The sequence below is a fragment of the Bradyrhizobium sp. genome (assembly GCF_004799405.1).
GTDB lineage: Bacteria > Pseudomonadota > Alphaproteobacteria > Rhizobiales > Xanthobacteraceae > Bradyrhizobium.
The window spans coordinates 1-22,665 of sequence record NZ_SSMW01000089.1; the positions used below are offsets into that span (position 1 = coordinate 1).

17 protein-coding genes and 1 pseudogene are annotated in these 22,665 nt (G+C 63.1%); 10 read left to right on the forward strand and 8 right to left on the reverse strand.

The annotated features are described in order from the left end of the window. Nucleotides 1–215 precede the first annotated feature (215 nt). The 4 genes from murA to E7813_RS14375 all read left to right on the forward strand — a co-directional run bounded on the left by murA (nt 216) and on the right by E7813_RS14375 (nt 5,145). Nucleotides 216–1,517: a UDP-N-acetylglucosamine 1-carboxyvinyltransferase gene (gene murA / locus E7813_RS14360; protein WP_291574994.1), complete on the forward strand. Its 1,302-nt coding sequence runs from the start codon at nt 216–218 to the stop codon at nt 1,515–1,517. Nucleotides 1,518–1,556: 39 nt separating this feature from the next. Then, the gene (locus tag E7813_RS14365) at nt 1,557–2,972 is read left to right on the forward strand and encodes an MATE family efflux transporter (protein WP_291574995.1); all 1,416 of its coding nucleotides are present in this window, start codon (nt 1,557–1,559) and stop codon (nt 2,970–2,972) included. Nucleotides 2,973–3,043: 71 nt separating this feature from the next. After that, nucleotides 3,044–3,697: a DsbA family protein gene (locus tag E7813_RS14370; protein ID WP_291574996.1), complete on the forward strand. Its 654-nt coding sequence runs from the start codon at nt 3,044–3,046 to the stop codon at nt 3,695–3,697. A gap of 77 nt (nt 3,698–3,774) precedes the next feature. Continuing rightward, nucleotides 3,775–5,145 (forward strand): MmgE/PrpD family protein, encoded by a 1,371-nt coding sequence (locus E7813_RS14375; RefSeq protein ID WP_291574997.1) that lies wholly within the window; start codon nt 3,775–3,777, stop codon nt 5,143–5,145. Nucleotides 5,146–5,152: 7 nt separating this feature from the next. Here the strand turns inward: E7813_RS14375 and E7813_RS14380 are convergent. From E7813_RS14380 to E7813_RS14390, 3 genes and pseudogenes are all read right to left on the reverse strand, one after another. Next, nucleotides 5,153–6,445: pseudogene (locus E7813_RS14380) on the reverse strand (serine hydrolase). A gap of 151 nt (nt 6,446–6,596) precedes the next feature. After that, on the reverse strand, nt 6,597–7,655 hold the full coding sequence (locus E7813_RS14385; protein ID WP_291574998.1) for a helix-turn-helix domain-containing protein: 1,059 nt from the start codon (nt 7,653–7,655) through the stop codon (nt 6,597–6,599). 60 nt (nt 7,656–7,715) lie between these two features. Next, nucleotides 7,716–8,300 (reverse strand): GNAT family N-acetyltransferase, encoded by a 585-nt coding sequence (locus E7813_RS14390; RefSeq protein ID WP_291575000.1) that lies wholly within the window; start codon nt 8,298–8,300, stop codon nt 7,716–7,718. 161 nt (nt 8,301–8,461) lie between these two features. Between E7813_RS14390 and E7813_RS14395 the strand changes: the two genes are divergently transcribed. The 3 genes from E7813_RS14395 to E7813_RS14405 all read left to right on the forward strand — a co-directional run bounded on the left by E7813_RS14395 (nt 8,462) and on the right by E7813_RS14405 (nt 12,663). Beyond that, the gene (locus E7813_RS14395; RefSeq protein ID WP_291575001.1) at nt 8,462–9,379 is read left to right on the forward strand and encodes a pirin family protein; all 918 of its coding nucleotides are present in this window, start codon (nt 8,462–8,464) and stop codon (nt 9,377–9,379) included. Nucleotides 9,380–9,448: 69 nt separating this feature from the next. Next, a complete protein-coding gene (locus E7813_RS14400; RefSeq protein WP_291575002.1) occupies nt 9,449–10,366 on the forward strand; it encodes a phosphoribosylaminoimidazolesuccinocarboxamide synthase in 918 nt (305 codons plus the stop codon). Nucleotides 10,367–10,464: 98 nt separating this feature from the next. Further along, nucleotides 10,465–12,663, forward strand: coding sequence for a SulP family inorganic anion transporter (locus E7813_RS14405; RefSeq protein ID WP_291575004.1), 2,199 nt, complete (start codon nt 10,465–10,467; stop codon nt 12,661–12,663). Nucleotides 12,664–12,704: 41 nt separating this feature from the next. On the opposite strand, the gene E7813_RS14410 is transcribed toward E7813_RS14405, so the two are convergent. Next, nucleotides 12,705–12,917 carry a hypothetical protein gene (locus tag E7813_RS14410; RefSeq protein WP_291575005.1) on the reverse strand — a complete coding sequence of 71 codons (213 nt, stop codon included), beginning with the start codon at nt 12,915–12,917 and terminating at the stop codon, nt 12,705–12,707. 131 nt (nt 12,918–13,048) lie between these two features. Between E7813_RS14410 and E7813_RS14415 the strand changes: the two genes are divergently transcribed. Continuing rightward, nucleotides 13,049–14,092, forward strand: coding sequence for an alpha/beta fold hydrolase (locus E7813_RS14415; RefSeq protein ID WP_291575006.1), 1,044 nt, complete (start codon nt 13,049–13,051; stop codon nt 14,090–14,092). A 16-nt stretch (nt 14,093–14,108) separates the two neighbouring features. Here E7813_RS14415 and E7813_RS14420 read toward each other — a convergent pair whose 3' ends face one another. After that, complete coding sequence (locus E7813_RS14420) at nt 14,109–15,608, reverse strand: NAD-dependent succinate-semialdehyde dehydrogenase (protein WP_291575007.1); 1,500 nt, start codon at nt 15,606–15,608, stop codon at nt 14,109–14,111. 171 nt (nt 15,609–15,779) lie between these two features. Then, nucleotides 15,780–16,100: a hypothetical protein gene (locus tag E7813_RS14425; RefSeq protein ID WP_291575009.1), complete on the reverse strand. Its 321-nt coding sequence runs from the start codon at nt 16,098–16,100 to the stop codon at nt 15,780–15,782. Nucleotides 16,101–16,459: 359 nt separating this feature from the next. On the opposite strand from E7813_RS14425, the gene E7813_RS14430 reads away from it, so the two are divergent. Together E7813_RS14430 and E7813_RS14435 are read left to right on the forward strand one after the other, a co-directional pair. Next, nucleotides 16,460–17,647: a serine hydrolase domain-containing protein gene (locus E7813_RS14430; protein WP_291575010.1), complete on the forward strand. Its 1,188-nt coding sequence runs from the start codon at nt 16,460–16,462 to the stop codon at nt 17,645–17,647. Nucleotides 17,648–17,957: 310 nt separating this feature from the next. Next, nucleotides 17,958–19,652 carry an AMP-binding protein gene (locus tag E7813_RS14435; protein WP_291575011.1) on the forward strand — a complete coding sequence of 565 codons (1,695 nt, stop codon included), beginning with the start codon at nt 17,958–17,960 and terminating at the stop codon, nt 19,650–19,652. A gap of 817 nt (nt 19,653–20,469) precedes the next feature. Here E7813_RS14435 and E7813_RS14440 read toward each other — a convergent pair. Continuing rightward, nucleotides 20,470–21,417, reverse strand: coding sequence for a hypothetical protein (locus E7813_RS14440; protein ID WP_291575012.1), 948 nt, complete (start codon nt 21,415–21,417; stop codon nt 20,470–20,472). A 198-nt stretch (nt 21,418–21,615) separates the two neighbouring features. After that, entirely contained in the window at nt 21,616–22,617 is a 1,002-nt protein-coding gene (locus E7813_RS14445; RefSeq protein WP_291575013.1) for an adenosine kinase, read from the reverse strand. Nucleotides 22,618–22,665: the final 48 nt, after the last annotated feature.

The following is a 22,665-nucleotide window of genomic DNA, read 5'->3' on the forward strand; positions in this document are numbered from 1 at the left end:
AGGTCGACGAGGCCGACGACATCTTCACCAAGCTGATGGGCGACGTGGTCGAACCGCGCCGCGAATTCATCCAGGACAATTCGCTCAGCGCCAACGTGGACGTGTGAGACAAGCGCGCATGATCCGGAAAAGTGCGAACCGGCTTTCCGAACAGATCATGCTCAAGCAAGGCGATCCGGTCATGATCCGATCCAACCCGGCGCGGTCGTGATCTCATGGCGCCGATCCAATACATCGTCGAAGGCGGTCATCGGCTGACGGGAACCATCGAGCCTTCCGGAAACAAGAATGCTGCGTTGCCGATCATCGCGGCGGCATTGCTCACCGAACATCCGGTCACCCTCGAAAACGTCCCGCGCATTCGCGATACCGAAACGCTGGTGGAACTGATCCGCTCGGTCGGCGCCACGGTCGAATGGCGGCGGCGCAACACGCTTTTCATCCACGCCAAGGACATTCGTGCCGCCGATCTCGATCCGGGGCTGTGCGCGCGGATCCGCGCCTCGATCCTGCTGGCGGGACCGCTGCTGGCCCGCTGTGGCGGGCTCATGCTGCCGCCCCCGGGCGGCGACGTCATCGGAAGACGGCGTCTCGACACACACTTTCTGGCTTTCGAACAACTCGGCGCCACGGTGGTCGCAACCGACCGGCTGGAATTCCGCGCCACGCGCCTCAAGGGCGCTGACGTTTTCCTCGACGAGCCCAGCGTGACCGCCACGGAAAACGCGTTGATGGCCGCGGTGGCGGCGCACGGCACCACCTACCTGCGCAACGTCGCGTCCGAGCCGCATGTGCAGGATCTCGCGCACTTCCTGGTGGCGCTCGGCGCTCGCATCGAAGGCATCGGCACCAACACCATGGTCGTACATGGGCCCGCGACGCTCGGCGCCTGCACCTATTCGATCGGGCCCGATCACATCGAGGTGGGCTCGTTGATCGGGCTCGCCGCGGTGACGCGGTCGCCGCTGCGCATCGCGCGCGCCGGCGTCGAGCATCTGCGCTCGATCCGGATGGGATTTGAGCGGCTCGGCATCGTCTGCGAGGTCGACGGTGACGATCTTACGGTGTCGGGCGAACAGACCCTTAAAGTCCAGGACGATTTCGGCGGCCACGTCCCGAAGCTCGAGGACCAGCCGTGGCCGGCTTTTCCTGCCGACCTGATGTCGATCGCCATCGTGACCGCAACCCAGTGCGACGGCGTGATCCTGATGTTCGAGAAGATGTTCGAATCGCGGATGTTCTTTGTCGACAAGCTGATCTCGATGGGTGCCCGCATCGTGCTGTGCGATCCGCACCGCGCGATCGTTGCGGGGCCAAGCCGGCTGCGCGGCGCGCTGATGTCGTCCCCCGATATTCGCGCCGGCATGGCGATGCTGCTGGCCGCGCTGTGCGCCAAGGGCGTCAGCACCATCAACAATGCCGACCAGATCGAACGCGGCTATGAGCGCATCGACGAACGCCTCAATGCGCTCGGCGCCAGGATCACCCGCGTGCCGGAACGGGCGCACGACACTTGACGTGCATGAAGGTTGCCGGCGGCATGCTAATGTCGCCAGATGACATCCCTCGACAAAATCGGATCTGGACCGGCCGCGGCAAACCGCGCAGGCCATTTCGCCATCGAATTGACCGAGACGCTCGGGCTGGCGGTGCCGATCGCACTGACCCAGCTTGGGCAGATCGCCATGATGACGATCGATCTTGCGCTGATCGGTCGCCTCGGGGGCGAGGCGGTCGCCGCGGCGGCGCTGGCAAATACCGTGTTTTTCGTCAGCTTCACCTTCGGAATGGGACTGGTGTCCGCCGTAGCGCCGCTCGCCGCACAGGCGTTTGGCGCCCGCAATCCCCGCCTGGTGCGGCGTTCGCTTCGCGTCGGGCTCTGGGCCGCATTGGTGATTTCGCTGCCGATCATGGTGTTTCCGCTGGCCGGCGAACGCATCCTGTTGGCGCTTGGCCAGGCTCCCGCGACCGCCCGGCTCGCCCAGCAATATCTGTTTGGTCTGGCGTGGGGCGTCATGCCGGCGCTGTGGTTCCTGGCGATCCGCGGCTTCATGGGCGCGGTCAACCGGCCGCAGCCCGGACTATGGATTACCATTGTCGCCATTCCGGCCAATGCCGTGCTGGTCTACCTGCTGATCCACGGCGAGTGGGGGCTGCCGCGGCTGGAACTGTTCGGCGCCGGCCTTGCCACCACCATCGTCAATTTCGGAATGTTCCTGGCGGCGCTGTGGTTCGCCTATCGCCGGCGGCCATTCCAGAAATATCAGGTGCTCGGACGCCTCTGGCGCATCGACTGGCCGTTGATGCGGCGGCTGATCGTCATCGGCGCGCCGATTTCACTGTCGTTTTTGCTGGAATATGGCCTGTTCGCCGCCGCGGCGCTGTTGATGGGCCTGATCGGCACGGCGGCGCTGGCCGCACATCAGATCGCTTTGCAAGTCACCGCCATCCTCTTCATGGTGCCGCTGGGCATCGGGATGGCGGCCACCGTGCGGGTCGGACACGCCGTCGGTCGCAACGATGCAGCGGCGGTCAAACGTGCGGGCTACGTTGCGGCATTGCTCGGAATTGTCTTTGTGTCGATCATGACGCTCGTCGTGATGCTGGGACGGTTTGCGATCGCGCGATTTTTCTTTGGCGAAGGCGCGGCGGACGGCGGCGTCATCGAACTTACGGCGATCTTGCTGATGGTCGGCGCGACATTCTTTGTCTTCGACGGTATTCAAACCATCGCGGCCGGAGCACTTCGCGGCATGAATGACACGCGGATACCGCTGTTGTTTGCCGCGATCAGCTACTGGCTGATCGGGTTTACGGCTGCCTGCGGGCTCGCCTTCCGGCTCGAATTCGGCGCGGTCGGGGTCTGGATCGGGCTGTCCTGCGGGACCGCCGTTTATGCCACGCTACTCATGTTGCGGTTCGGACGGCTTGCAAATCGACTGGAATTTGCAACGATCCGGAACGCAGATTAATCGCTTCGTCGACACCACGATCCGCCACCGGGCCGCTGTGCTCGACGCGGCATACCGGCCGGGGCGCTCCCATGACACTCTCCGTCGATCTGTTCTTTTCATTTCGCAGCCCCTACAGCTATCTGGCATTGCCAAAGACGCTCAAGCTTGTCGCCGACTATGATGTGACGGTGAACCTGCGACCGGTCTATCCGCTCGCGGTGCGCGTGCCCGGATTTTTCAGACGCGCCAATCCGCAATTCGCGCGTTACGTGGTGCTCGACAGCAGCCGCGTCGCCAAGCGCGAGAACATCCCGTTCCGCTTTCCCCGCCCCGATCCGATCGTGCAGGACATGACGACGCTCGATGTCGCTGACAACCAGCCCTACATCCACCGGCTGACGCGCCTTGGCGCCGCGGCACAGCTTGAAGGCCGCTCGCTGGTCTTTGTCGACGCGATCAGCCGGGTGCTGTGGGACGGCACGGTCAGAGGCTGGAACGAGGGCGATTATCTGGCCCGGGCCGCCGCTGCCGCCGGCTTCGATCTTGCCGCCATGGATGCCGCGATCGCGGCCGATCCCGACCGGTACGAGCGGGTGATCTCCGGCAATGAACAGGACCATGCGGCCTCGGGCCATTGGGGCGTGCCAACCTTCGTGTTCGAGAACGAACCGTTTTTCGGGCAGGACCGCGTCGACATGCTAATCTGGCGGATGCAAAGCAAGGGCCTGACCCGCCGCGGCTGATGTTGACGGCGCGCCGCTACCGCCGTACCAAAATCGGCGGTTGAGAACAAACGCGCAAGAACCAACGAGGCAACGCCATGGCCGATGAAACCGCAACCCTCGCCGCCTATGTCGCCAACCTGAAATTCGCCGACATCCCACGTGAAGTGCTGGAGCGCGCCAAGGTCCTGACGCTGGATTTTCTCGGCAGCGCCATTCGGGCGCGGCGCGACGCGGAATCCACACCCTCGCTGCTCAAGATGCTGGAGGCCCTGGCACTTGATGGCAAGGGCGAATCCACCGTGTTCGGCGACAGCAAGACCTGGACGCCGGCGGTGGCCGCACTTCTCAACGGCGCGCTCGGTCATTCGCTTGATTTCGACGACACCCACGCGGATTCCTCGCTGCATGCCAGCGCACCGGTGGTGCCGGCAGCCTTCGCGGTTGGCGAACTGGTCGGTGCGTCCGGCCGTGACGTGCTGACCGCAATCGTCGCCGGCTACGAGGTTTGCTGCCGGCTCGGCAACGCGCTCGACCCCACCTCGCACTACAAGCGCGGCTTTCACCCCACCGCGACGGCGGGAACCTATGGCGCGGCGGCCGCGGCGGCGAAATTGTTCGGGCTCACGAAGGAGCAGATCGTCGCGGCCTTCGGCGTCTCCGGCAGCCAGGCCGCGGGCTCGCTGCAATTTCTGGTCAACGGCGCCTGGAACAAGCGCTACCAGGTCGGCGCCGCGGCGATGAACGGCGTGATCGCGGCGACATTGGCCCGCAACAATTTTGTCGGCGCCATCGAATCGGTCGAGGGCAAGCATGGCCTCCTGGTCGGCTACAGCGACGACGCGCATCCCGACAAGGCGGTCGCAGGCCTCGGTAAGATCTACGAGACCATGAAGATCGGCGTCAAACCCTATCCGAGCTGCCGCTATACCCACGCAGCGCTGGATGCACTGATCGCGATGCGGCGGGAGCATAATCTGACGCCGGACCAGATCAATCGTGTCGAGATCGGCCTGCATCGCAACGGCATCACGCTCACCGGCGATGCCGCCACCAAGCGGCATCCGACCTCGATCGTCGGCGGGCAGTTTTCGATGTTCTTCACCGGCGCGGTCGCGCTCGATCAAGGCCGCTTCGGCTGGGACGATTACGACAGGCTCGGCGACGCCAAGGTCGATGCACTGGCCGACAAATTCGACGTGGTGCAGGACGATCGGCTCGAGGTCGGCCGCAGCCACCCATTCGGCGCGCGGGTCAGCATCACCACCGACGACGGCGTGCATGAGCGGCTCTACCCCGATCCCTCCGGCGAGCCTTCGTCATTCCCCGATATGCAGGCGATGCAGCAGAAATTCCTCACCCTCGCGCGCCCGGTGCTCAACGCGCGGGCCGATCAGTTCGCCGACGCGATCCTTTCGCTGGAACGGTTCGACCGCGTCGCGACCGCCACGCAGCTCGGACGGCAGTAGGCGCCGCTTAATTTCCGACCGCCAGGCGCCCGTTGCGATCGGTGGCGGCAAGCACGTCGGCGACCAGCCGTGAAACACCCTCGATGTCGTAGCGGTTTCCCGACGTGCCGAAGCGGGCAATGACAAGGCGTTCGGACGGAACGATGACGACATATTGCCCGAATGTGCCGCTGGCATAGAAAGATTCGGCGGGCCAGCCGTGGGCAGTACGGTACGTTGCGCCGTAGCTGTCGCCGCGATTGGTCCAGAAGCCCGCGCCATATCCCACCCACGCGTCCGATGTCGGCGCCGCGGAGTAATTCACCCACCCTTCGGGCAGGATGCGCTTGCCGCCGACGATACCGTCGTCGAGGTAGAGGGCGCCAAAACGCACCCAGTCGCGTGCGGAAGCCAGTATCTGGCTGGAGCCTTCCGGCGTCCCGGTGGCGTCGAACTCCAGCGTCACGTTGCGCATGCCCAGCGGACCGAACAATTCCTGCCGCGCGAAGCGCAGTACATCGGCGGCGTGACCGCCTGCCGCGTCGCGGATCAGGCGCGAGAGGATGACATAGTTGCCATCATGGTAGTTCCAGGCGCTGCCCGGCGAACTCTCGAGATCGGCGCTTTCGGCAAAGGCGGCCATGTCACGCGCGACATATTTCATCCGGTTGACCGGCGCGATGGCACTGCCAAGCGAGGCATTGAGCGAGCTGCCCATCGCCAGCCCAGTGGTGTGCCGAAGCAGATGGTCGATGGTAATCGCGTGGCGAGGATCGCCCGGGTTTTGCCAGGCGGCAACCGGTGCCGGGTCATTGACCGCGAGTTTGCCCTGGCGGACGAGGATGCCGATCAAAGCCGAGATCACCGATTTGGTGGCGGAGTAGCCGAGGATCGGCGTGTCCACGCCGTAACCCGGCGCGTAGCGTTCCGCGATGACGCGGCCATCCTTGAGCACGACCACCGCGCTGGTGTGCCGGTATGGCGGTTGGTCGGGTTCGGCAAACGCCTGATCGAGCGCGCGCACAAGCTTCGGGTTCGTAGTCTCGTTCATGGTCTCGACCGGCGAAGGCCCGGCAATCTCCGGCAACAGCGCCTGTAGTCAAGCGCCCAGGCGATCAGCCCGACGCCGGGCATCGCCGCCGTCGTCTCCGAGAACACCGAATCCGGGTCAAGTCCGGACACGAAGGTGTCCGAGCACAGAAGATGCGCGACAAATCCGGTTGCGACACGCGGCGCGTCGTGCGCGCGAACCACGGCAAGCGCCAAAGCGCGTGCATACTGCCGCCGTTACAACGGCGATGATTTGATTTTTTCGGGTCACGGTTTTCTCCGGCAATTGGCGCCATGATGGCGTGCTGGAAATAACCGCAAGGATGGCGCGGGCGCTCGCCGGATTCGGAAATCGCCCTGGTAGAAAACTTCAAACCCTTGCCGATTCTGGAATACTCGATCTATCCCAACAGGTTAGACCGTCAGGCGCGCGCCTCGTTGAGACGGCGATATTCGGTCGGCGTGACGCCGGTGGTCGCCTTGAACGCGCGATTGAACGGACCGAGCGACTGAAAACCCGCATCCATCGCGATGGTGATCACGGGCACTCCGGCTTGCGTCGGGTCCGCCAGAGCGGCCTTCGCCTCCTCGATGCGGTGATTGTTGAGAAAGACGTTGAAATTGCGATAGCCGAGTTCCCGGTTGATCAACCGCCGCAGTTTATATTCGGGCACCGCGAGCTTGGTCGCCAGCGTTCCAATGGTCACGCCTTCATGGCGATAGATGCGATCATCGGCCATCAGGCGCATCAAGGCATCGAGCAGTTTCCGATCGGTGCCGCTCGATTCGATCGAAGCCGTGGCCGCGTTGCGCGGCAACGCGATAGCTGGAAACAGTGTCTCGCCACGGACGCGTGTCAGCGAATAGAAAATCGCGATCACCACGGCCGCGAGAATAGCGGCATTCGCGGTCGCCACGATACCTGGCGCGCCATGGCCGGACGTCAAAAGCTGCACCACGGCATTGAAGCCGGCATAGATCGCGGTCGCAACCACCACGAACACCCGGAAGCGCCGGCGATCCTCCACCAGGTCCGTGGACCAGGACGCTACGGTCTGGCCGACTGCCAGCGCAACGAAACTCAGCGCAACCGCGCTCATGACAACGCCGGAAATTTGCGGATCCAGCGTTTGCGCGGGCACCAGCACCAGACAATCGATGAGGCTTAAAGTCACGACCGCAGCCCAGGGCAGCACATGCCAGCCACGCACCTCGAACGTATCGTCGAACAGCGCCCTTGCGAACAGCCAGAACACCACGACGTTTCCGGTCGAAATCGCAATCAGACCCGCCTGCCACGGCGTCACCGGCGGCGTAAATCCGTAACTCGCGATTGATGCATGGACCGCCGAACCCAGCGCAAAGACCGCCGCCAGACGGCCGGCGGCCACGGCCCCGAAATCACGCAACAGCAACGCCGCCAGCAATACCAGCAGCGCTGTAGTGCCCGCGCCTAGCGCCAGATTGATCTGCGGCAGCATGAGATCACAATTTTCCGCTTGGTCCCGTACGGCTGAATCTAGTGCAATCCACCGTTCGTTTCAATTTGCCGAGGCCGGTAAAGCCCGCCACTTGTTCCGCGATGTCACCCACACATCGGCGACATGGCCGAACAGGTCGATCTCGCGTTGGTTTTCGGCGCCCAGGCGGCGCGCCACGCTTTGTGACGCGATATTTTCACGATCGATGCAGTGGATGATCTGTTCGATTTCGAAGGTTGCAAAGGCCCAGTCGATCGATGCCCGCGCGGCTTCGAGCGCGTATCCCTTGCCGCGAAATTCGCTGGCAATGCCCCAGCCGATTTCGAAATCCGGCCACTTCGGCGGAAACCAGGGCCCAACCCGTCCGGCAAATTTCCCGGTGGATTTTTCCTCGACCACAAACATGCCGACGCCATGCAGCAGCCAGTGCCCGGCCATGATCGCCGCGTTTCGCCATCCGACGAACTCATCGGTGATGGGCTTGCCATCGGCGGTGATGAACCGCCCGGAGGCCGGATCGGCCAGCATCGCGGTGTTCGGTGCGATATCGGCCTCCCGCCACATCCGCAGCGTGAGGCGCTCGGCCTCGATGACGGGGCCGCTCAATTGCGCAAGCGCCGCGCCGGGCTTGATTGGAGCGATCATCGATTGCGTCATCCCTGAGGTGCGAGCGAAAGCGCGCCTTACAGGATGACAGAAGACGGAACCCGTTGCCATCCTCCGGGGCTCGAAGGATGGCGAGCAGCTCGGGGCTTGCCACTGGGGCGATGGCACAAGATAATGACGGAAACCTGCTTGGAAACCTCATGAGCTGGCAACCCTCGAACGATCCCGTGCTCGGCGATGCCAGTTCCTGCGATGCGCTTGAACTCGTCATCGTGCCGCGCACCCGCGACCTCGGCGATGGATTCGAGGTGCGCCGCGCGCTGCCGCACGGCAAGCGGCAGATGGTCGGTCCCTTCATCTTCTTCGATCATTTCGGACCGGTGCAGTTCATGTCGGGCAAGGGCATGGATGTGCGCCCGCATCCGCATATTGGGCTTGCCACCGTCACCTATCTGTTCGACGGCAGCATCATGCACCGCGACAGCGAGGGCAACATCCAGGAAATCGAGCCCGGTGCGATGAACCTGATGACGGCGGGCCGCGGCATCGCCCATTCCGAGCGCACCCCGGACCTGCAGCGGCGCGACGGCCAGAAGATGCTCGGACTACAGAGTTGGATCGCGCTGCCGGCCGGCTCCGAAGAAATCGCGCCGTCGTTTCAGCATTACGCCGCCGCCAGCCTGCCGACGGTCGAGGACCGCGGCTTCACCGCCCGGATCATTGCGGGCAGTTCGTTCGGCGTGAAATCACCTGTCACCATGGTGTCGCCGTGGTTCTACACCGAGGTGACCGCGAAACAAGGCACCAGCGTGCCGCTCGACCCCGACCATGAAGAGCGCGCCATCTATCTGATCGACGGCGAGATCGAAATATCCGGCGATCGCTACCAGGGGCCGCGCCTGCTGATTTTCCGGCCCGGCGATCCCATCACGGTCAACGCGACCAGGCCGACCCGGATGATGTTTCTCGGCGGCGATGCGCTGGAAGGCCCGCGCCATATCTGGTGGAATTTCGTCTCCTCCAGCAAGGAGCGCATCGAACAGGCCAAGCAGGACTGGAAAACCGGCCGCTTCGGCCAGATTCCCAACGAACACGAGTTCATTCCGCTGCCGGAATGAGCTATCTGCCTCTCTTCCTTCCGCCACCCGCGTTTGCGCGGGACGGCGATGCCTTCGAAAGCCTGATCCATGACCACGATGCTCGCCAGCGACCTGCCGCTACCTCGGATCGGGCGCGGCAAGGTCCGCGATATCTACGCCGTCGGCGACGACCGCGTGCTGCTGCTGGCAACCGACCGCATCAGCGCGTTTGACGTGGTGATGGCCGAGACCATCCCGATGAAGGGCGCGGTGCTCACGCAAATCAGCGCCTGGTGGTTCAATCAGCTCGAAGGCGTGGTCCCGCATCACATGATCAGCGCCGACGCCGGCGCGATCATCAAGGAGGTGCCGGCACTGCAGGCCCATCGCGCCGAGATCGCCGGGCGGGCGATGCTGTGCCGGCGCACCACGGTCTTTCCAATCGAATGCGTGATCCGCGGCTATCTCTCGGGCTCGGCGTGGAAGGAATATGCCGGCTCCGACACCCTGGCCGGCGAAAAACTGCCGCCCGGCCTGCTCGAAAGCGGCAAGCTGGAACCCGCGATCTTCAGCCCGGCGACCAAGGCCGAGAGCGGCCATGACGAGAACATCACCGTGGCGACGGTACGCGAGCGTCTGGGCGACGAGGTGGCCTATACGCTGGAAAGCATGGCGCGCGCGGTGTATACGCTCGGCGAGAAAATCAGCCGCGATCAGGGCATCATCATTGCCGATACCAAATTCGAATTTGGCCGCGATAGCGACGGGCGCATCATCCTGATCGACGAGGTGATGACCCCCGACAGTTCGCGGTTCTGGGCGGCGGACGCCTACAAGCCCGGCCAGCCGCAGCCGAGTTTCGACAAGCAGCCGCTGCGCGATTATCTCGACGTGGAACGCCGCGCCGGCCGCTGGAATGGCGAAGCCCCGCCCCCGCCGCTGCCGGCAAGCGTGGTCGACGCCACCAGCAAGCGCTACCTCGAAGCCTATCGCCGCATCACGGGCGCCGATCTGACGATGATCTAGACCGGCAAGTTCCCGGGCCCGCGGCATCACAATACATCTTGTCCTCGCGCGCCTTGCTCGTCTACCACTGACGCCGGACGGCAGGGGTAGGCGCGCGCGTGGTCGGTCAATCCGTCAGTTTCGGTTCGGGAGTGCGTCCGGCACTCAACAACATTCTCGGCGGCGGCGCTGCCAGCGTCCTGACCGTGACATTCGGATTGTCCTACTCGCTGTTGATCTTCGGCGGGCCGCTCGCTCCCTTTTTATCCTACGGCGTCGCCGCGACCTTCATTTCATCGGCCGTGCTCGCCGCAGTTATCGCGCTCGGAAGCTCGTTGCCGTTCGCGATCGCCGGTCCGGAGAGTTCCACCGCGGCGATGACCGGAATATTGGCGTCGTCGCTGGCCGAACGAATGGTGGCGGCCCAACCATCCGCGGCACTTCTTGGTCCGGTTCTGCTCACGCTTGCGTCGACGACCATCGTCACCGGTATCGTGCTGTGCGGGTTCGGGGTGACGCGGATGGGCCGCGCGATCCGGTATGTACCCTATCCGGTGGTTGGGGGATTTCTCGGCGCAACCAGCTGCCTGATCCTTTTGGGCGCGGTCCGCGTCATCACCGGCCATCGCCTGCAGATTGCCACGCTCGGTCAGTTCGGCAACATCCTGACACTGTCCGAACTGGCGGCGGCCGGCGCCATGGCGCTCGTGCTGTATCTGACCTGGCATCGCTCCCGCAGTTCGTTCGGACTCCCGGTCATTCTCATCGGGGGCGTGATTGCCGCGCATATCATATTCAAGCTGGCCGGCATCTCGCTGACGCAGGCGCAGGCCGCGGGCTGGACCTTTCAGCCGCCGCCGAGCGTCACCTTCATGCTGCCGTGGAGCGTTCATGAAATCAGCCACTATCCCTGGTCTGCATTGCCGGACCTGATCGGCAACCTGATCGCGGTCGTCTTCGTCACCGCGACCTGTACCTTGTTCAACACCACCGGCGTCGAGGTCGCATCGCAAACCGAAGCCAATCTAGAACGGGAGTTAAACGTCACCGGCATCGCCAACATGCTGTCGGGCGCATTCGGCGGCTATACCGGTTGTATTTCCATCAGCCGTACCGTGCTCAACTTCAACAGCGGCGGCACCGGCCGGCTATCCGGGCTCACGGTAGCCGCGATTTCGGCGTCGATGCTGGCGGCGGCTCCCACGCTTCTCGGCTATATGCCGAAATTCGTGCTCGGCGGCCTGCTGATCTATCTCGGCGCGGACCAGCTTCACAAATGGATCGTGCAGTCGCGGCGGCGGCTTTCGTTGATCGAATATCTGTCGCTGCTGGCGATTATCGTCATCATCGTACAATGGGGCTTCATCGCCGGCATCCTGATCGGTGTCGTGATCGGTTGCACGACCTTTGCGTTGAGCGCGTCGCGCATCGATTCCATCAAGTACAGTTTCGACGGTTCGGAATATCGCAGTTCGCTGGACCGCTCGCGCGACGAACAGGCGGTGCTTTCCGCCCATGGCGGCAAGATTCAGGGGCTGAACCTGCAGAGCTACCTGTTCTTCGGCTCGGCCAACCGGCTTTTTCAGCACGTCAAGGCGCTTCTCGCGCGCCATCCGGAGTGCCGGTTCCTGGTGTTCGATTTCAAGCTCGTCACCGGCATCGATTCCTCGGCGGCCTATAGTTTCGCCCAGATCAAGCGGACGGCGCAGGATCGTGGCATCAGACTGGTGCTGGTCCACCTGCCATCCGCGGCCGAGAAGGCGTTGCGGTCGAGCGAGTTCATCGCGCCGGAAGTCAGCATCGTGCCTGAACTCGACCACGCACTGGAGTGGTGCGAGAACGAGATTATCGCCCAGCATCGGGGCCTCGAAAGCGAGGAGGCGTCCCTGCGCGACTGGTTCACCCAGATCCTCGGGACCGAACGCGACGCCTCCGAATTGATCCGCCGCTGCCAGCGCATCGAAGTCGACGCCAACGAGATTATCGTCAGCGCCGGCGAAGCCGCCGACTCCATGCATTTCATTCTGGACGGGCGCGTCGGGATCATGATTGCGACCGGCGACGGCGGCACCACGCGGGTGCGAAGCCTCGGCCGCTATACCACGATCGGCGAAATGGGCCTGGTGTCGCGGGCGCCGCGCAGCGCCACCATCCAGGCTGAGGTCGCCAGCATTCTCTACGTGCTCAGTGTCGATCGATTCGAGGAGATCAAGGCCGACGATCCGGCGCTCGGCCAGAAACTGTTGACCTATTTCGTCTCCGTCATGGCGGAACGGCTGACCTTTGCCAACCGCATGATCGCTGTGCTCCGAAGATAAAGCTTGTCGCCCGGCATTCGCCGGACGACTGAGCTGGATTGCTACTTCGGCGGAGCGACCTGGATGTAGGGACCGGTCTGGATTCGGCGAATCACGGTCGCAACGTCTTCTTCGAAGCTTACGAGGTGCTCGCGGCCAAACAGAACAGCCGACCCGCTACCCTGTCCAGGCTGGACCATCATGATCTGGTCCAGGTTCACTAGAACCTCGCGCGTCGGCGGTCCCGGTCGTTTCAATACGATAAAAACGGCCATTCCGGCCTCCTGGTTATCGTCGATCCAAACGCCGTAAGTCACGCCCGCCAAATGCCGCGATATGCCTTGCTGGTTCGACACGCCAATGAGATCATCCGCCCGAGATAGATCGGGAATCGCGCAAGGGAATCATGACACAAATTCAGTCGGCTGACGTGAAAAAATTCGTCACCAGCGATTTCCGACTGCAAAGCGGCGTGGTCATGCCAACCGTGACCATCGCCTATCGAACCCTCGGCGTTCTGGCGCCGAACCGCGACAACGTCGTGCTGGTCACCCATGGCAACACCAGCGGGCCGCAGATGATCGATCCCGGCGGTCCGACCGGCGAAGGAAGCTGGAGCGAACTCGTCGGCCCCGGCAAGGCCGTCGATACCGACCGTTTCTTTGTCATCTGTCCCAACATGCTGGGCTCGTCCTACGGATCGACCAATGCGGCGAGCGTCGATCCGGCGACCGGCAAGCCCTACGGGCCCCGCTTTCCCGACATCACGGTGAGCGACATTATCGCCACCCAGCGCGCACTGCTCGATCATTTGGGAATCGAAAAACTGGTCGCGATTGTCGGCCCATCCTATGGCGGGTTTCAGGCGTTTCAGTGGGCCGTGAACTATCCCGGCATGATGAAGGGGATTGCCGCCATCGTCACCTCTCCGCAGATGCCGCGCGAGCGCGCCGACGGCAATGTCGAGCGTCTGCTCGCAACCTTGTCGAAGGACCCGAACTGGAACGGCGGCGACTATTACGATCGCGGTGGCGTACGCGAGGCCATGATCCAGATCCGCTCGGCCACCCTCAAGACCTACGGCATCGAGACCCGGCTGCGGGACACGATGTCCGATCCCGTCGAAATCGAGGCGGCGATCCGCGACGAGGCCGCGCGATGGGCCGACGGATTCGATGCGAACTCGCTGATCATCCTGGCGAAGGCGCTGAGAGGCTTCAACGTGACGGCGCAATTCGGCAACATCAAATCGAAGGTGCTGTACGTGCTGTCGCGAACCGACCGGCTGTTTCCGCCGGAACTCGCCCCCGGCGTGATGCAGGGGCTAAAGGCCGCCGATGTCGACGCCGACTATTTCCTGCTCGACAGTGAATACGGTCATTCGGCGTCCGGCCGCGACGCACATAAATGGGCGCCGCGGCTGCGCCGGTTCATGGATGAACTCGACTAAACGCCGGCAGAGGCGCTTACACCCCCGCCATCATCACGTACTTGATCTCGACATATTCTTCCATGCCGTGATGCGAGCCTTCCCGGCCGAGGCCTGATTCCTTGACGCCGCCGAACGGCGCCACTTCGGTTGTGATCAGGCCGGTGTTGACGCCGACCATGCCGGACTCCAATGCCTCCGCGACGCGCCACACCCGGCCGAGATCGCGCGAGTAAAAATAGGAGGCGAGCCCGAACGGCGAATCGTTGCACATCGCAATCACCTCGGCCTCGTCCTTGAAGCGGAACACCGGCGCCAGCGGCCCGAAGGTTTCTTCCTGCGACACCAGCGCATTTGGCGCGACGTTCGACAGCACGGTCGGCTCGAAGAAGGTGCCGCCAAGCGAATGGCGTTTTCCCCCGGTGACGATCCTGGCGCCGTGCTTGACCGCGTCCGCGATGTGCTTCTCGACCTTGTCGACCGCGTCCATGTTGATCAGCGGGCCCTGGGTCACGCCCTGCTCGGTGCCATCGCCGATCTTCATCGCCGCGACTTTCTTCGAGAGTTTCTCCACGAACTGATCGTAGATCTTGTCCTGCGCGTAGATACGGTTGGCGCAGACGCAGGTCTGGCCCATGTTGCGGTATTTCGAGACCATGGCGCCGTCGACCGCGGCATCAATATCGGCGTCGTCGAACACCACGAACGGCGCGTTGCCGCCAAGCTCGAGCCCGAGTTTCTTCACCCCGACCGCGGCCTGCCGGTACAGGATTTTTCCGACCTCGGTCGATCCGGTGAAGCCGACGAAGCGCACCGCGGGATGTTCGCACAGCACCTTGCCGATCGCCGACGAATTGCCGGTGAGGATATTGAACACGCCCTTGGGCACGCCGGCTTTCTCCGCCAACACCACCAGCGCCAGCGCGGTGAGCGGCGTCTCATTGGCGGGCTTCAAGACCACGGTGCAGCCGGCGGCCAGCGCCGGCGATACTTTTCGGGTGATCATCGAGCACGGAAAATTCCATGGCGTGATCGCGCCGCAGACGCCGATCGGCTGGCGGATCGCAAGCAGCCGTGCGTCCGGCCGCTGCGTCGGGATCGTCTCGCCATAGACGCGGCGGGCCTCCTCGGCAAAAAACTCGACATAGGCGCCGCCGCTGTCGACTTCGCCGAGCGCTTCGGCCAGCGGCTTGCCCTGCTCGGAGGTGAGGATCAGCGCCAGGTCTTCGCGGTTGGCGATAATCAGGTCGAACCATTTGCGCAGGATGTTGGAGCGCTGCTTGGCGGTCAGCCTGGCCCAGGCCGGAAAGGCCCGCGCGGCGGCTTCCACCGCCTGCGTCGCTTCCGCGGTGCTCATCCTGGGCACCTTGGCGAGCTCGACGCCATTGACTGGATTGGTCACCGGATTGGCCGGCGTGCCGGTCCAGACGCCGTCGATGTAACAGTGCTCGCGCAGCAGCGAAGGATCTTTCAGGCGATCGCGCAGCGAGGGCGTCGAGGATTGCGGGGCGCGTGCTGCAGCAGCGGTCGGGGTCATGGCGTTACTCCTCACATGTTTCTTCGCAATATTGGGGACGAGTATAGGCTCAAATGGGCGGCGATGCATCGGCCGCAAGCCGTCGGCGCCGGGCGTTTTCGCGGCGCGTTCGGACGCCGCCCCAAGTTCCCGGGACGTTCAAGGCATTGCGATGCAGGAAACGTAGTTTTGTTAGGCCGCGCCGCTCATATAGGTCTCGCGGCGGCCGATCATGCGCTCCGCCGCGGCCTTGGCGTCCGCCTTGGAGGAGGTCGCGCAGGTCCGGTATTCGAGATCGGGCATGACCGAAGGTCCGCGCCGGCCGAACCATGATTTGGAACCGACCGGCAGCAGCGCCAGCGCCTGAGCGACATTGTCGACCGCGTCGAAAGAATGCAGCGCCCCGGTGCCGGCAAAGCGGACCTCAAAGAGACCCGGGGTGATCGGCGCTTCGATATTCTCGCCGCGCCCGGCCCGGGGATACCGCTTCCATTCGCTCCAAGTCGAGATCATCGTCGTCCCTCACAACCCATTAAGCCACTATCACCTTGGTAAATCCTCGTCCTGGCAATGCCAATTTGTCCAGCGATTTGAATAACTTACGACTAAGGTCGCTCCCTGGCGCGATTGCTCAACCAGCATACCGTGGATATGTCGGGCGGTCACCGCCAATGCAAGCCAATCCACCGCAAAAAACGCCGAGTGTTGCAGTTCGGTCGCGGCCTGCCGGGACCCGCCGGGACCAATCCCTCGCCCGCCCGCAATCATCACGAGGTCGCGACCGGCGCGTTGCGACCGGACGGGGAAGCTTGCGAGGCCCCGCGACCGGGAGGAAGATCGACCGGCTTTAAGAAATTAAACGGGAGGTGACCATGCAGAGCAAAGCACAGATCGATCAGGTACTGCGCCAGAAAAGCGACGCCAAGGAGATTCCCGGCGTCGTCGCGGTGGCCGCGACCGCCAAGGAAGTGATTTATCGGGGCGCGTTCGGCAAACGCGACCTGTCCAAAGACGACGCCATGACCGCCGACAGCGTGTTCTGGATCGCCTCCATGACCAAGGCCATCACCGCCGCGGCGGGCATGCAGCTGGTCGAGCAGGGCAAGCTCTCGCTCGACGCGCCGATCGGCAAGGTGCTGCCCGATCTCGCCGCACCCCAGGTGCTCGAAGGCTTCGACGCTAAAGGCGAGCCAAAACTGCGGCCGGCCAAAAATCCGATCACGCTGCGTCATCTGATGACCCACACCGCCGGCTTTGCCTACGACATGTGGAACGGCGATATGGTGCGGTATCTGGAGAAATCCGGGCTGCCGGGCATCACCACCTGCAAGAACGACGCGCTGAAGACGCCGATCATGTCCGACCCCGGCACGCGCTGGGAATATGGCACCAATATCGATTTCGTCGGCAAGGCGGTCGAGGCCGTCAGCGGCAAGCGGCTCGACGCCTATCTGCGCGACCACCTGTTCACGCCACTCGGCATGAGCGACACCGGCTTCAAGCTTGGCGCCGCGCAGCGCAAGCGCCTGGTCGGCATGCACGCCCGTGGCGCGGATGGATCGCCGGCGCCGATCCCGTTCGAGGTTGAGCAGGAGCCGGAATTCCACATGGGTGGCGGCGGGCTCTATGGCACGGCGGGCGATTACATCAAATTCACCCAGATGATCCTCAACAAGGGCCGCGGCAACGGCAACCAGGTGCTCAAGGCCGAGACTGTCGCGATGATGGGACAGAACCACATCGGCAACCTCAACATGACCAAGATGACGTCGGCGGTCGCATTCGCAACCAACGATGTCGATCTCTACCCGGACATGGTGAAGAAGTGGGGGCTGAGTTTCCTGATCAATACCGCGAGGACCCCGGAGGGTCGCAGCCCCGGCAGCCTCGCCTGGGCCGGCCTCGCCAACACCTACTACTGGATCGATCCGTCGCGCGACGTCACCGGCGTGATCCTGATGCAGGTATTGCCTTTCGCGGACAAAAAATGCCTGGAAGCATTCGCGGGCTTCGAGCGCGGCGTCTATGCCGGGCTCGATGCGGCGCAGCGCGCAGCGTAGCGACTGGCGCGTCTCTGTTCCCTCCCCCTTGTGGGGGAGGGTTTAGGGAGAGGGGTAAGCGGCTAACGCCAGAGTTCGCGGCCTACCCCTCTCTCCAGCTCTCCCCCAACGCAAGTCGGGCCTGCCCGACTTGCGCAAAATTGAAATGCGCAACCGGGGTAGACCCCGGTTGCCTGGGGGAGAGGGCCGACCGGAGTTCGCCGCGAGCGATTGGGTTACCGAGCGCGGTCGAACCGATCGCGCCGGGAAATTGCTCGCGGCGGGAGCCCCGCGTACAATGGACCTGGCGCAGACGCCTGGAGGAGCGGACTTGACAGAAAAAGCGGATAGCTACGTTTGCGGCGTCGCCGATGCGCCGCTATTGGGCGACACCATCGGACGCAGCCTCGACCAGGCAGCCCGGCGTTGGGCCGATCGCGAGGCGCTGGTTTCGCCAAGCCACGGCGTCAGATGGACGTGGAGGGAATTGGCCGAGCGGGTCGATGCGCTGGCCGCCGGTTTTCTCGCGCTCGGCCTTGAACGCGGCGCGCGGATCGGCGTCTGGTCGCTGAACCGGCCGGAATGGACGCTGACGCAGTTCGCCGCGGCCAAGGCCGGGCTCATTCTCGTCACCGTCAATCCCGCCTACCGCCTGACCGAGCTTGAATTCGCGCTCGCCAAGGTCGGCTGTAGCGCGATCGTCACGGCCGCCGCGTTCAAGACCAGCAACTACATGGAGATGCTCAACGCGCTGATGCCTGAACTGGCGAAAGCGCCGCCGGGCGATCTGCACGCGGCGCGGCTGCCGCAACTGCGTAACGTGATTCAAGTCGGCGGACCCGCCGGTTCCGGCACCATTCCGTTCGCGGAGGTCGCACGCATGGGCGGCGCGCGTCACCGCGACGCCCTCGCGGCGCTCGCCGGCGATTTGCAATTCGATGACCCCGTCAACATCCAGTTTACCAGCGGCACCACCGGCTCGCCGAAAGGCGTCACGCTGACGCATCACAACATCCTCAACAACGGCTATTTCGTCGGACGCGCGATGCGCCTGACCGAGACCGACCGCATCTGCATTCCGGTTCCGCTCTATCACTGCTTCGGCATGGTGATGGGCAATCTTGCCGCGGTCACATCGGGTGCCGCCATGGTCTATCCCGGCGAAGGATTCGATCCCCTGGTGACATTGCAGACCATCGAGCGGGAAAAATGCACGACGCTCTATGGCGTGCCGACGATGTTCATCGCCGAACTCGATCATCCGGAGTTTTCCCAATTCGACCTGTCGTCGCTGCGAACCGGCATCATGGCCGGCGCGCCATGCCCGATCGAAGTGATGCGGCGCGTCAACGAACAGATGAACATGCGCGAAGTCACCATCGCCTACGGCATGACCGAAACCAGCCCGGTCAGCTTTCAAAGCGCCACCGACGATCCGCTGGAGCGCCGGGTGTCCACGGTCGGGCGCATCCATCCGCATGTCGAGGTCAAGGTCGTCGACCTCGAGGGACGCATCGTGCCCCGCGGCGAACGCGGTGAATTGTGCACCCGCGGCTACAGCGTCATGCTGGGCTACTGGGACGAGCCCGAAAAGACCGCCGACGTGCTCGATGCCAACGGATGGATGCACACCGGCGATATCGCGGTGATCGACGCGCAGGGCTATTGCAACATCGTCGGCCGCATCAAGGATCTGGTGATCCGCGGCGGCGAAAACCTCTATCCGCGTGAGATCGAGGAATTTCTCTATCGCCATCCGAAGATCCAGGACGTGCAGATCTTCGGCGTCGCCGACGACCGCTACGGCGAGGAACTCTGCGCATGGATCAGGACGCGATCCGGCGAGAGCCTGACCGCCGACGAGATCCGCGCCTTCTGTCAGGGCCAGATCGCGCACAACAAGATCCCCCGCTATGTCGAATTCGTCGACGAGTTTCCGATGACCGTCACCGGCAAGATCCAGAAATTCGTGATGCGCGAGGCGGTCGAACAGCGGCTGGGATTGAAGGCGGCGAAGACCGCGTGAAGGGAGCGCTCCGATCACCTCGCCCCGCTTGCGGGGAGAGGTCGGCGCGCAGCGCCGGGTGAGGGGGACTCTCAACGAACTCGCTTGCGGAAGCAGTCCCTCACCCCAACCCTCTCCCCGCAAGCGCGGGGCGAGGGAGAAGACGCGCTTTCTCGTTCTCGCGGCGCGATTCGCCCGAGGTTTGCTTAGGAAGTTTCACGCCCCAGAATCAGAGGGCGCGGGGAATGCCGGATGCGCGCTGCATCCGCGGTCTCGCGTGCAAAAAGCAGAAGGAAACGCACACGAGCATACAGGGCAGCGGAGGCGATCCGACATTCCCTGCGCAATGGCTTTACGGCTTACTTCGTGCTCTCCCCGGCGATCGGGCTTGTTTGACACCGTCGCCCTTGGATATGGCACGTCCGCACCCGGTCGGGCCGAGATGCCTCCGAAAGACTTGACGCCAACCATTGAGGCGTCAGGACCACACGACTTCACCGTACGCAACAGCACCGTTCGCCAGCGCGAAGTTTGATCGCTCACAGGCTCTTGCGACCCGCCCTGCCATCACGTTTCCCGCCTGACGCTGCCGCGTCCACCGCATCCCCGCCCACGTTCATGACGATCATGATACGCCCCTCCTGAGAGGGCCGGGATGGGAAGGGATATGGTCGCGAATCGGGCCGGATGAAAGGGAAACATTCCGAAAATCGTAACATTTTTGGGAAGGCATAATTCGTCCTGCGAACGCCTGCGCGCCGGACAGGGCGATCGCGTTAAATGCATTGGAGAATCCAGCTTTTCGGCGCAACCCTCTCCGGCCATCAGCCTTCCCACCTTACTGAGCACCGCCTCCCTCAAGCGGCGACGGCTCGTGCTTGAGAGCCTTAGGCGGCAGCTTGCGGGCGGGCAAATCGTAATTGTGCGGATTAAAAGTATCGGCCTCGTGAGCTCGAATGTCGGCGTGGCTGACAAGCTCGCTATATGCGTCGGCAAGTTTTGCCCGGTCATCCGATGTCCATCGACGGCAACGATCCAGTTCGTCGATCCATGGAATGTTGTGAACCAGGTACTCCCTCATGGGCGAAGCCCAATTCAGGCCAAGTATCCGTTCCGCGGTCCAGGGGAACATCGCGGCGTTGATGCCCTTGATTTGGATGAAATAACTCATCATTCGCTCATAAATAAACACGATCAGAAAGACCGGGGTTGGAGAGCGATATGGCAATTTGCAAAACACTTTGCGGGCCAGAACCGCATCGCTTTGGACAAGCTCGAAAATGGGCAATACGATTTCCCTGCTCCAGCGTTCCCAAAAACTCGGACTGGCACACCAAAAATTGCAAAGGATTGCTTGTTGGTTGGTTTGACGACCTAATTCGGAAGGCAAATCAAATCCAATTGCGCGACAAACACGCCGCGTCAGATCCTCAAACTCGGGATGGTTGATAACCCCTCGCTCTATGCTGTTGTAATGGGTGTAGGGGACAAACGGCCTGCCATCAAAGCAATAGACATCGTGCCCGGGATTTTGTTTTACCCAGTCTTTCACCTCGCACGAAGTGAGGCCGGTCTTCGAGAAAAACTTTGGGGAAAAAAGACCGGTAAGATCATGTCTTTCAAAAAGACGGGACTGCAGGATGTGATGGTGAAGCGCGAGTTCCCTCAATTCGGGAGCGGGGTTGCCAAGCCAGTCGAGAACCATGAAACCGGGATCAAGATACTCGCGGACAGCCCTGCCGAAGAGGGGTTGATAGATGCCAATCGAAACATTCAATTCAGACACCTTGGGATTCCCGCGCGGACACGGCGCTGTAAACGAACCCGATCGACGGCGTTGATCGGATACCTGATTTTATTGCGAGGAACAACTCCTCCGGAACGAACCATTAAGATGCGAAAGCCGCAACTGAAGGGTTCCCACAAGGGCAGAGCGAGCCACAGAGATTTGCCGAAGATTCACGACGTCATGCAAAACTCCGCCTCAAACCGGCAACCCGCCCTTCTCCGCCAACTCCCTCAACGACACCTGCGGCCGCGCGCCGATGTGCTGGATGATTTCGGCTGCGGCCAATGCACCGAGCCGGCCGGCGGCCTCGAAGCCGGCGCCGCGCACCAGGCCGAACAGAAATCCGGCGGCGAACAGATCGCCGGCGCCGGTGGTGTCGACGATTGTGTCGACCGGAAAGGCCGGCACCGCGATGACGCCGTCGTTCGACGCCACCACGCAGCCCTTTTCGCTGCGGGTGACGACCCCAAGCCTGATGTCGCGGCGCAATTGCTTCAGCGCGGTGTCGAAATCCGCAGTCTGGTACAGCGAATGCAACTCGGCTTCATTGGCGAAGATCAGGTCGACCGTGCCCTTGCGCATCAGGTCGAGAAACTCGTCGCGATAGCGATCGACGCAAAACGCATCCGACAGCGTCAGCGCCACCTGACGCCCGGACGCATGCGCGATCGTCGATGCCTTCACAAAGGCCTGCTTCGCGCTGTCGGGATCCCAGAGATAGCCTTCGAGATAAACAAACGCGGAGGCCGCGACCTGCGCGGCGTCGATATCATCAGGCGTCAATTCCTGCGCAGCGCCCAGATAAGTGTTCATGGTGCGCTCGCCGTCCGGCGTCACCAGGATGTAGGAGCAGCCGGTGGCCGGACCGCCGGATGCGGGTTTGGTCTCGAACGCGACCTGCGCGGCGCGAATGTCGTGCGTGTACAAACGTCCGATCTGGTCGTCCTTGACCTTGCCGACATAAGCGGCTCGCGCGCCCAGGTTGGCGATTCCGACAATGGTGTTGGCCGCCGAGCCGCCGGACATCTCCACCGCCGGGCCCATATCCCGATAGATCGACTCGGCGCGGGCCTCGTCGATCAGCATCATGCCGCCCTTGGTCATGCCATGAAGGCTGAGAAAGCGTTCATCGGTCTGCACCAGCACGTCGAAAATCGCATTGCCGATCCCGAGAACGTCGTATTTGGCCTCAGCCATCGAGATTATCCCGTTGCAAAAATTCCCGTGAAGGTGCCGCGACCTATC

Bases quoted from the DNA above. Each gene is read 5' to 3' on its own strand.
- murA (WP_291574994.1), top strand. From the start codon at position 216: ATGGCGCCGATCCAATACATCGTCGAAGGCGGTCATCGGCTGACGGGA.
- E7813_RS14365 (WP_291574995.1), top strand. From the start codon at position 1,557: ATGACATCCCTCGACAAAATCGGATCTGGACCGGCCGCGGCAAACCGC.
- E7813_RS14370 (WP_291574996.1), top strand. From the start codon at position 3,044: ATGACACTCTCCGTCGATCTGTTCTTTTCATTTCGCAGCCCCTACAGC.
- E7813_RS14375 (WP_291574997.1), top strand. From the start codon at position 3,775: ATGGCCGATGAAACCGCAACCCTCGCCGCCTATGTCGCCAACCTGAAA.
- E7813_RS14385 (WP_291574998.1), bottom strand. From the start codon at position 7,655: ATGCTGCCGCAGATCAATCTGGCGCTAGGCGCGGGCACTACAGCGCTG.
- E7813_RS14390 (WP_291575000.1), bottom strand. From the start codon at position 8,300: ATGATCGCTCCAATCAAGCCCGGCGCGGCGCTTGCGCAATTGAGCGGC.
- E7813_RS14395 (WP_291575001.1), top strand. From the start codon at position 8,462: ATGAGCTGGCAACCCTCGAACGATCCCGTGCTCGGCGATGCCAGTTCC.
- E7813_RS14400 (WP_291575002.1), top strand. From the start codon at position 9,449: ATGACCACGATGCTCGCCAGCGACCTGCCGCTACCTCGGATCGGGCGC.
- E7813_RS14410 (WP_291575005.1), bottom strand. From the start codon at position 12,917: ATGGCCGTTTTTATCGTATTGAAACGACCGGGACCGCCGACGCGCGAG.
- E7813_RS14415 (WP_291575006.1), top strand. From the start codon at position 13,049: ATGACACAAATTCAGTCGGCTGACGTGAAAAAATTCGTCACCAGCGAT.
- E7813_RS14420 (WP_291575007.1), bottom strand. From the start codon at position 15,608: ATGACCCCGACCGCTGCTGCAGCACGCGCCCCGCAATCCTCGACGCCC.
- E7813_RS14425 (WP_291575009.1), bottom strand. From the start codon at position 16,100: ATGATCTCGACTTGGAGCGAATGGAAGCGGTATCCCCGGGCCGGGCGC.
- E7813_RS14430 (WP_291575010.1), top strand. From the start codon at position 16,460: ATGCAGAGCAAAGCACAGATCGATCAGGTACTGCGCCAGAAAAGCGAC.
- E7813_RS14445 (WP_291575013.1), bottom strand. From the start codon at position 22,617: ATGGCTGAGGCCAAATACGACGTTCTCGGGATCGGCAATGCGATTTTC.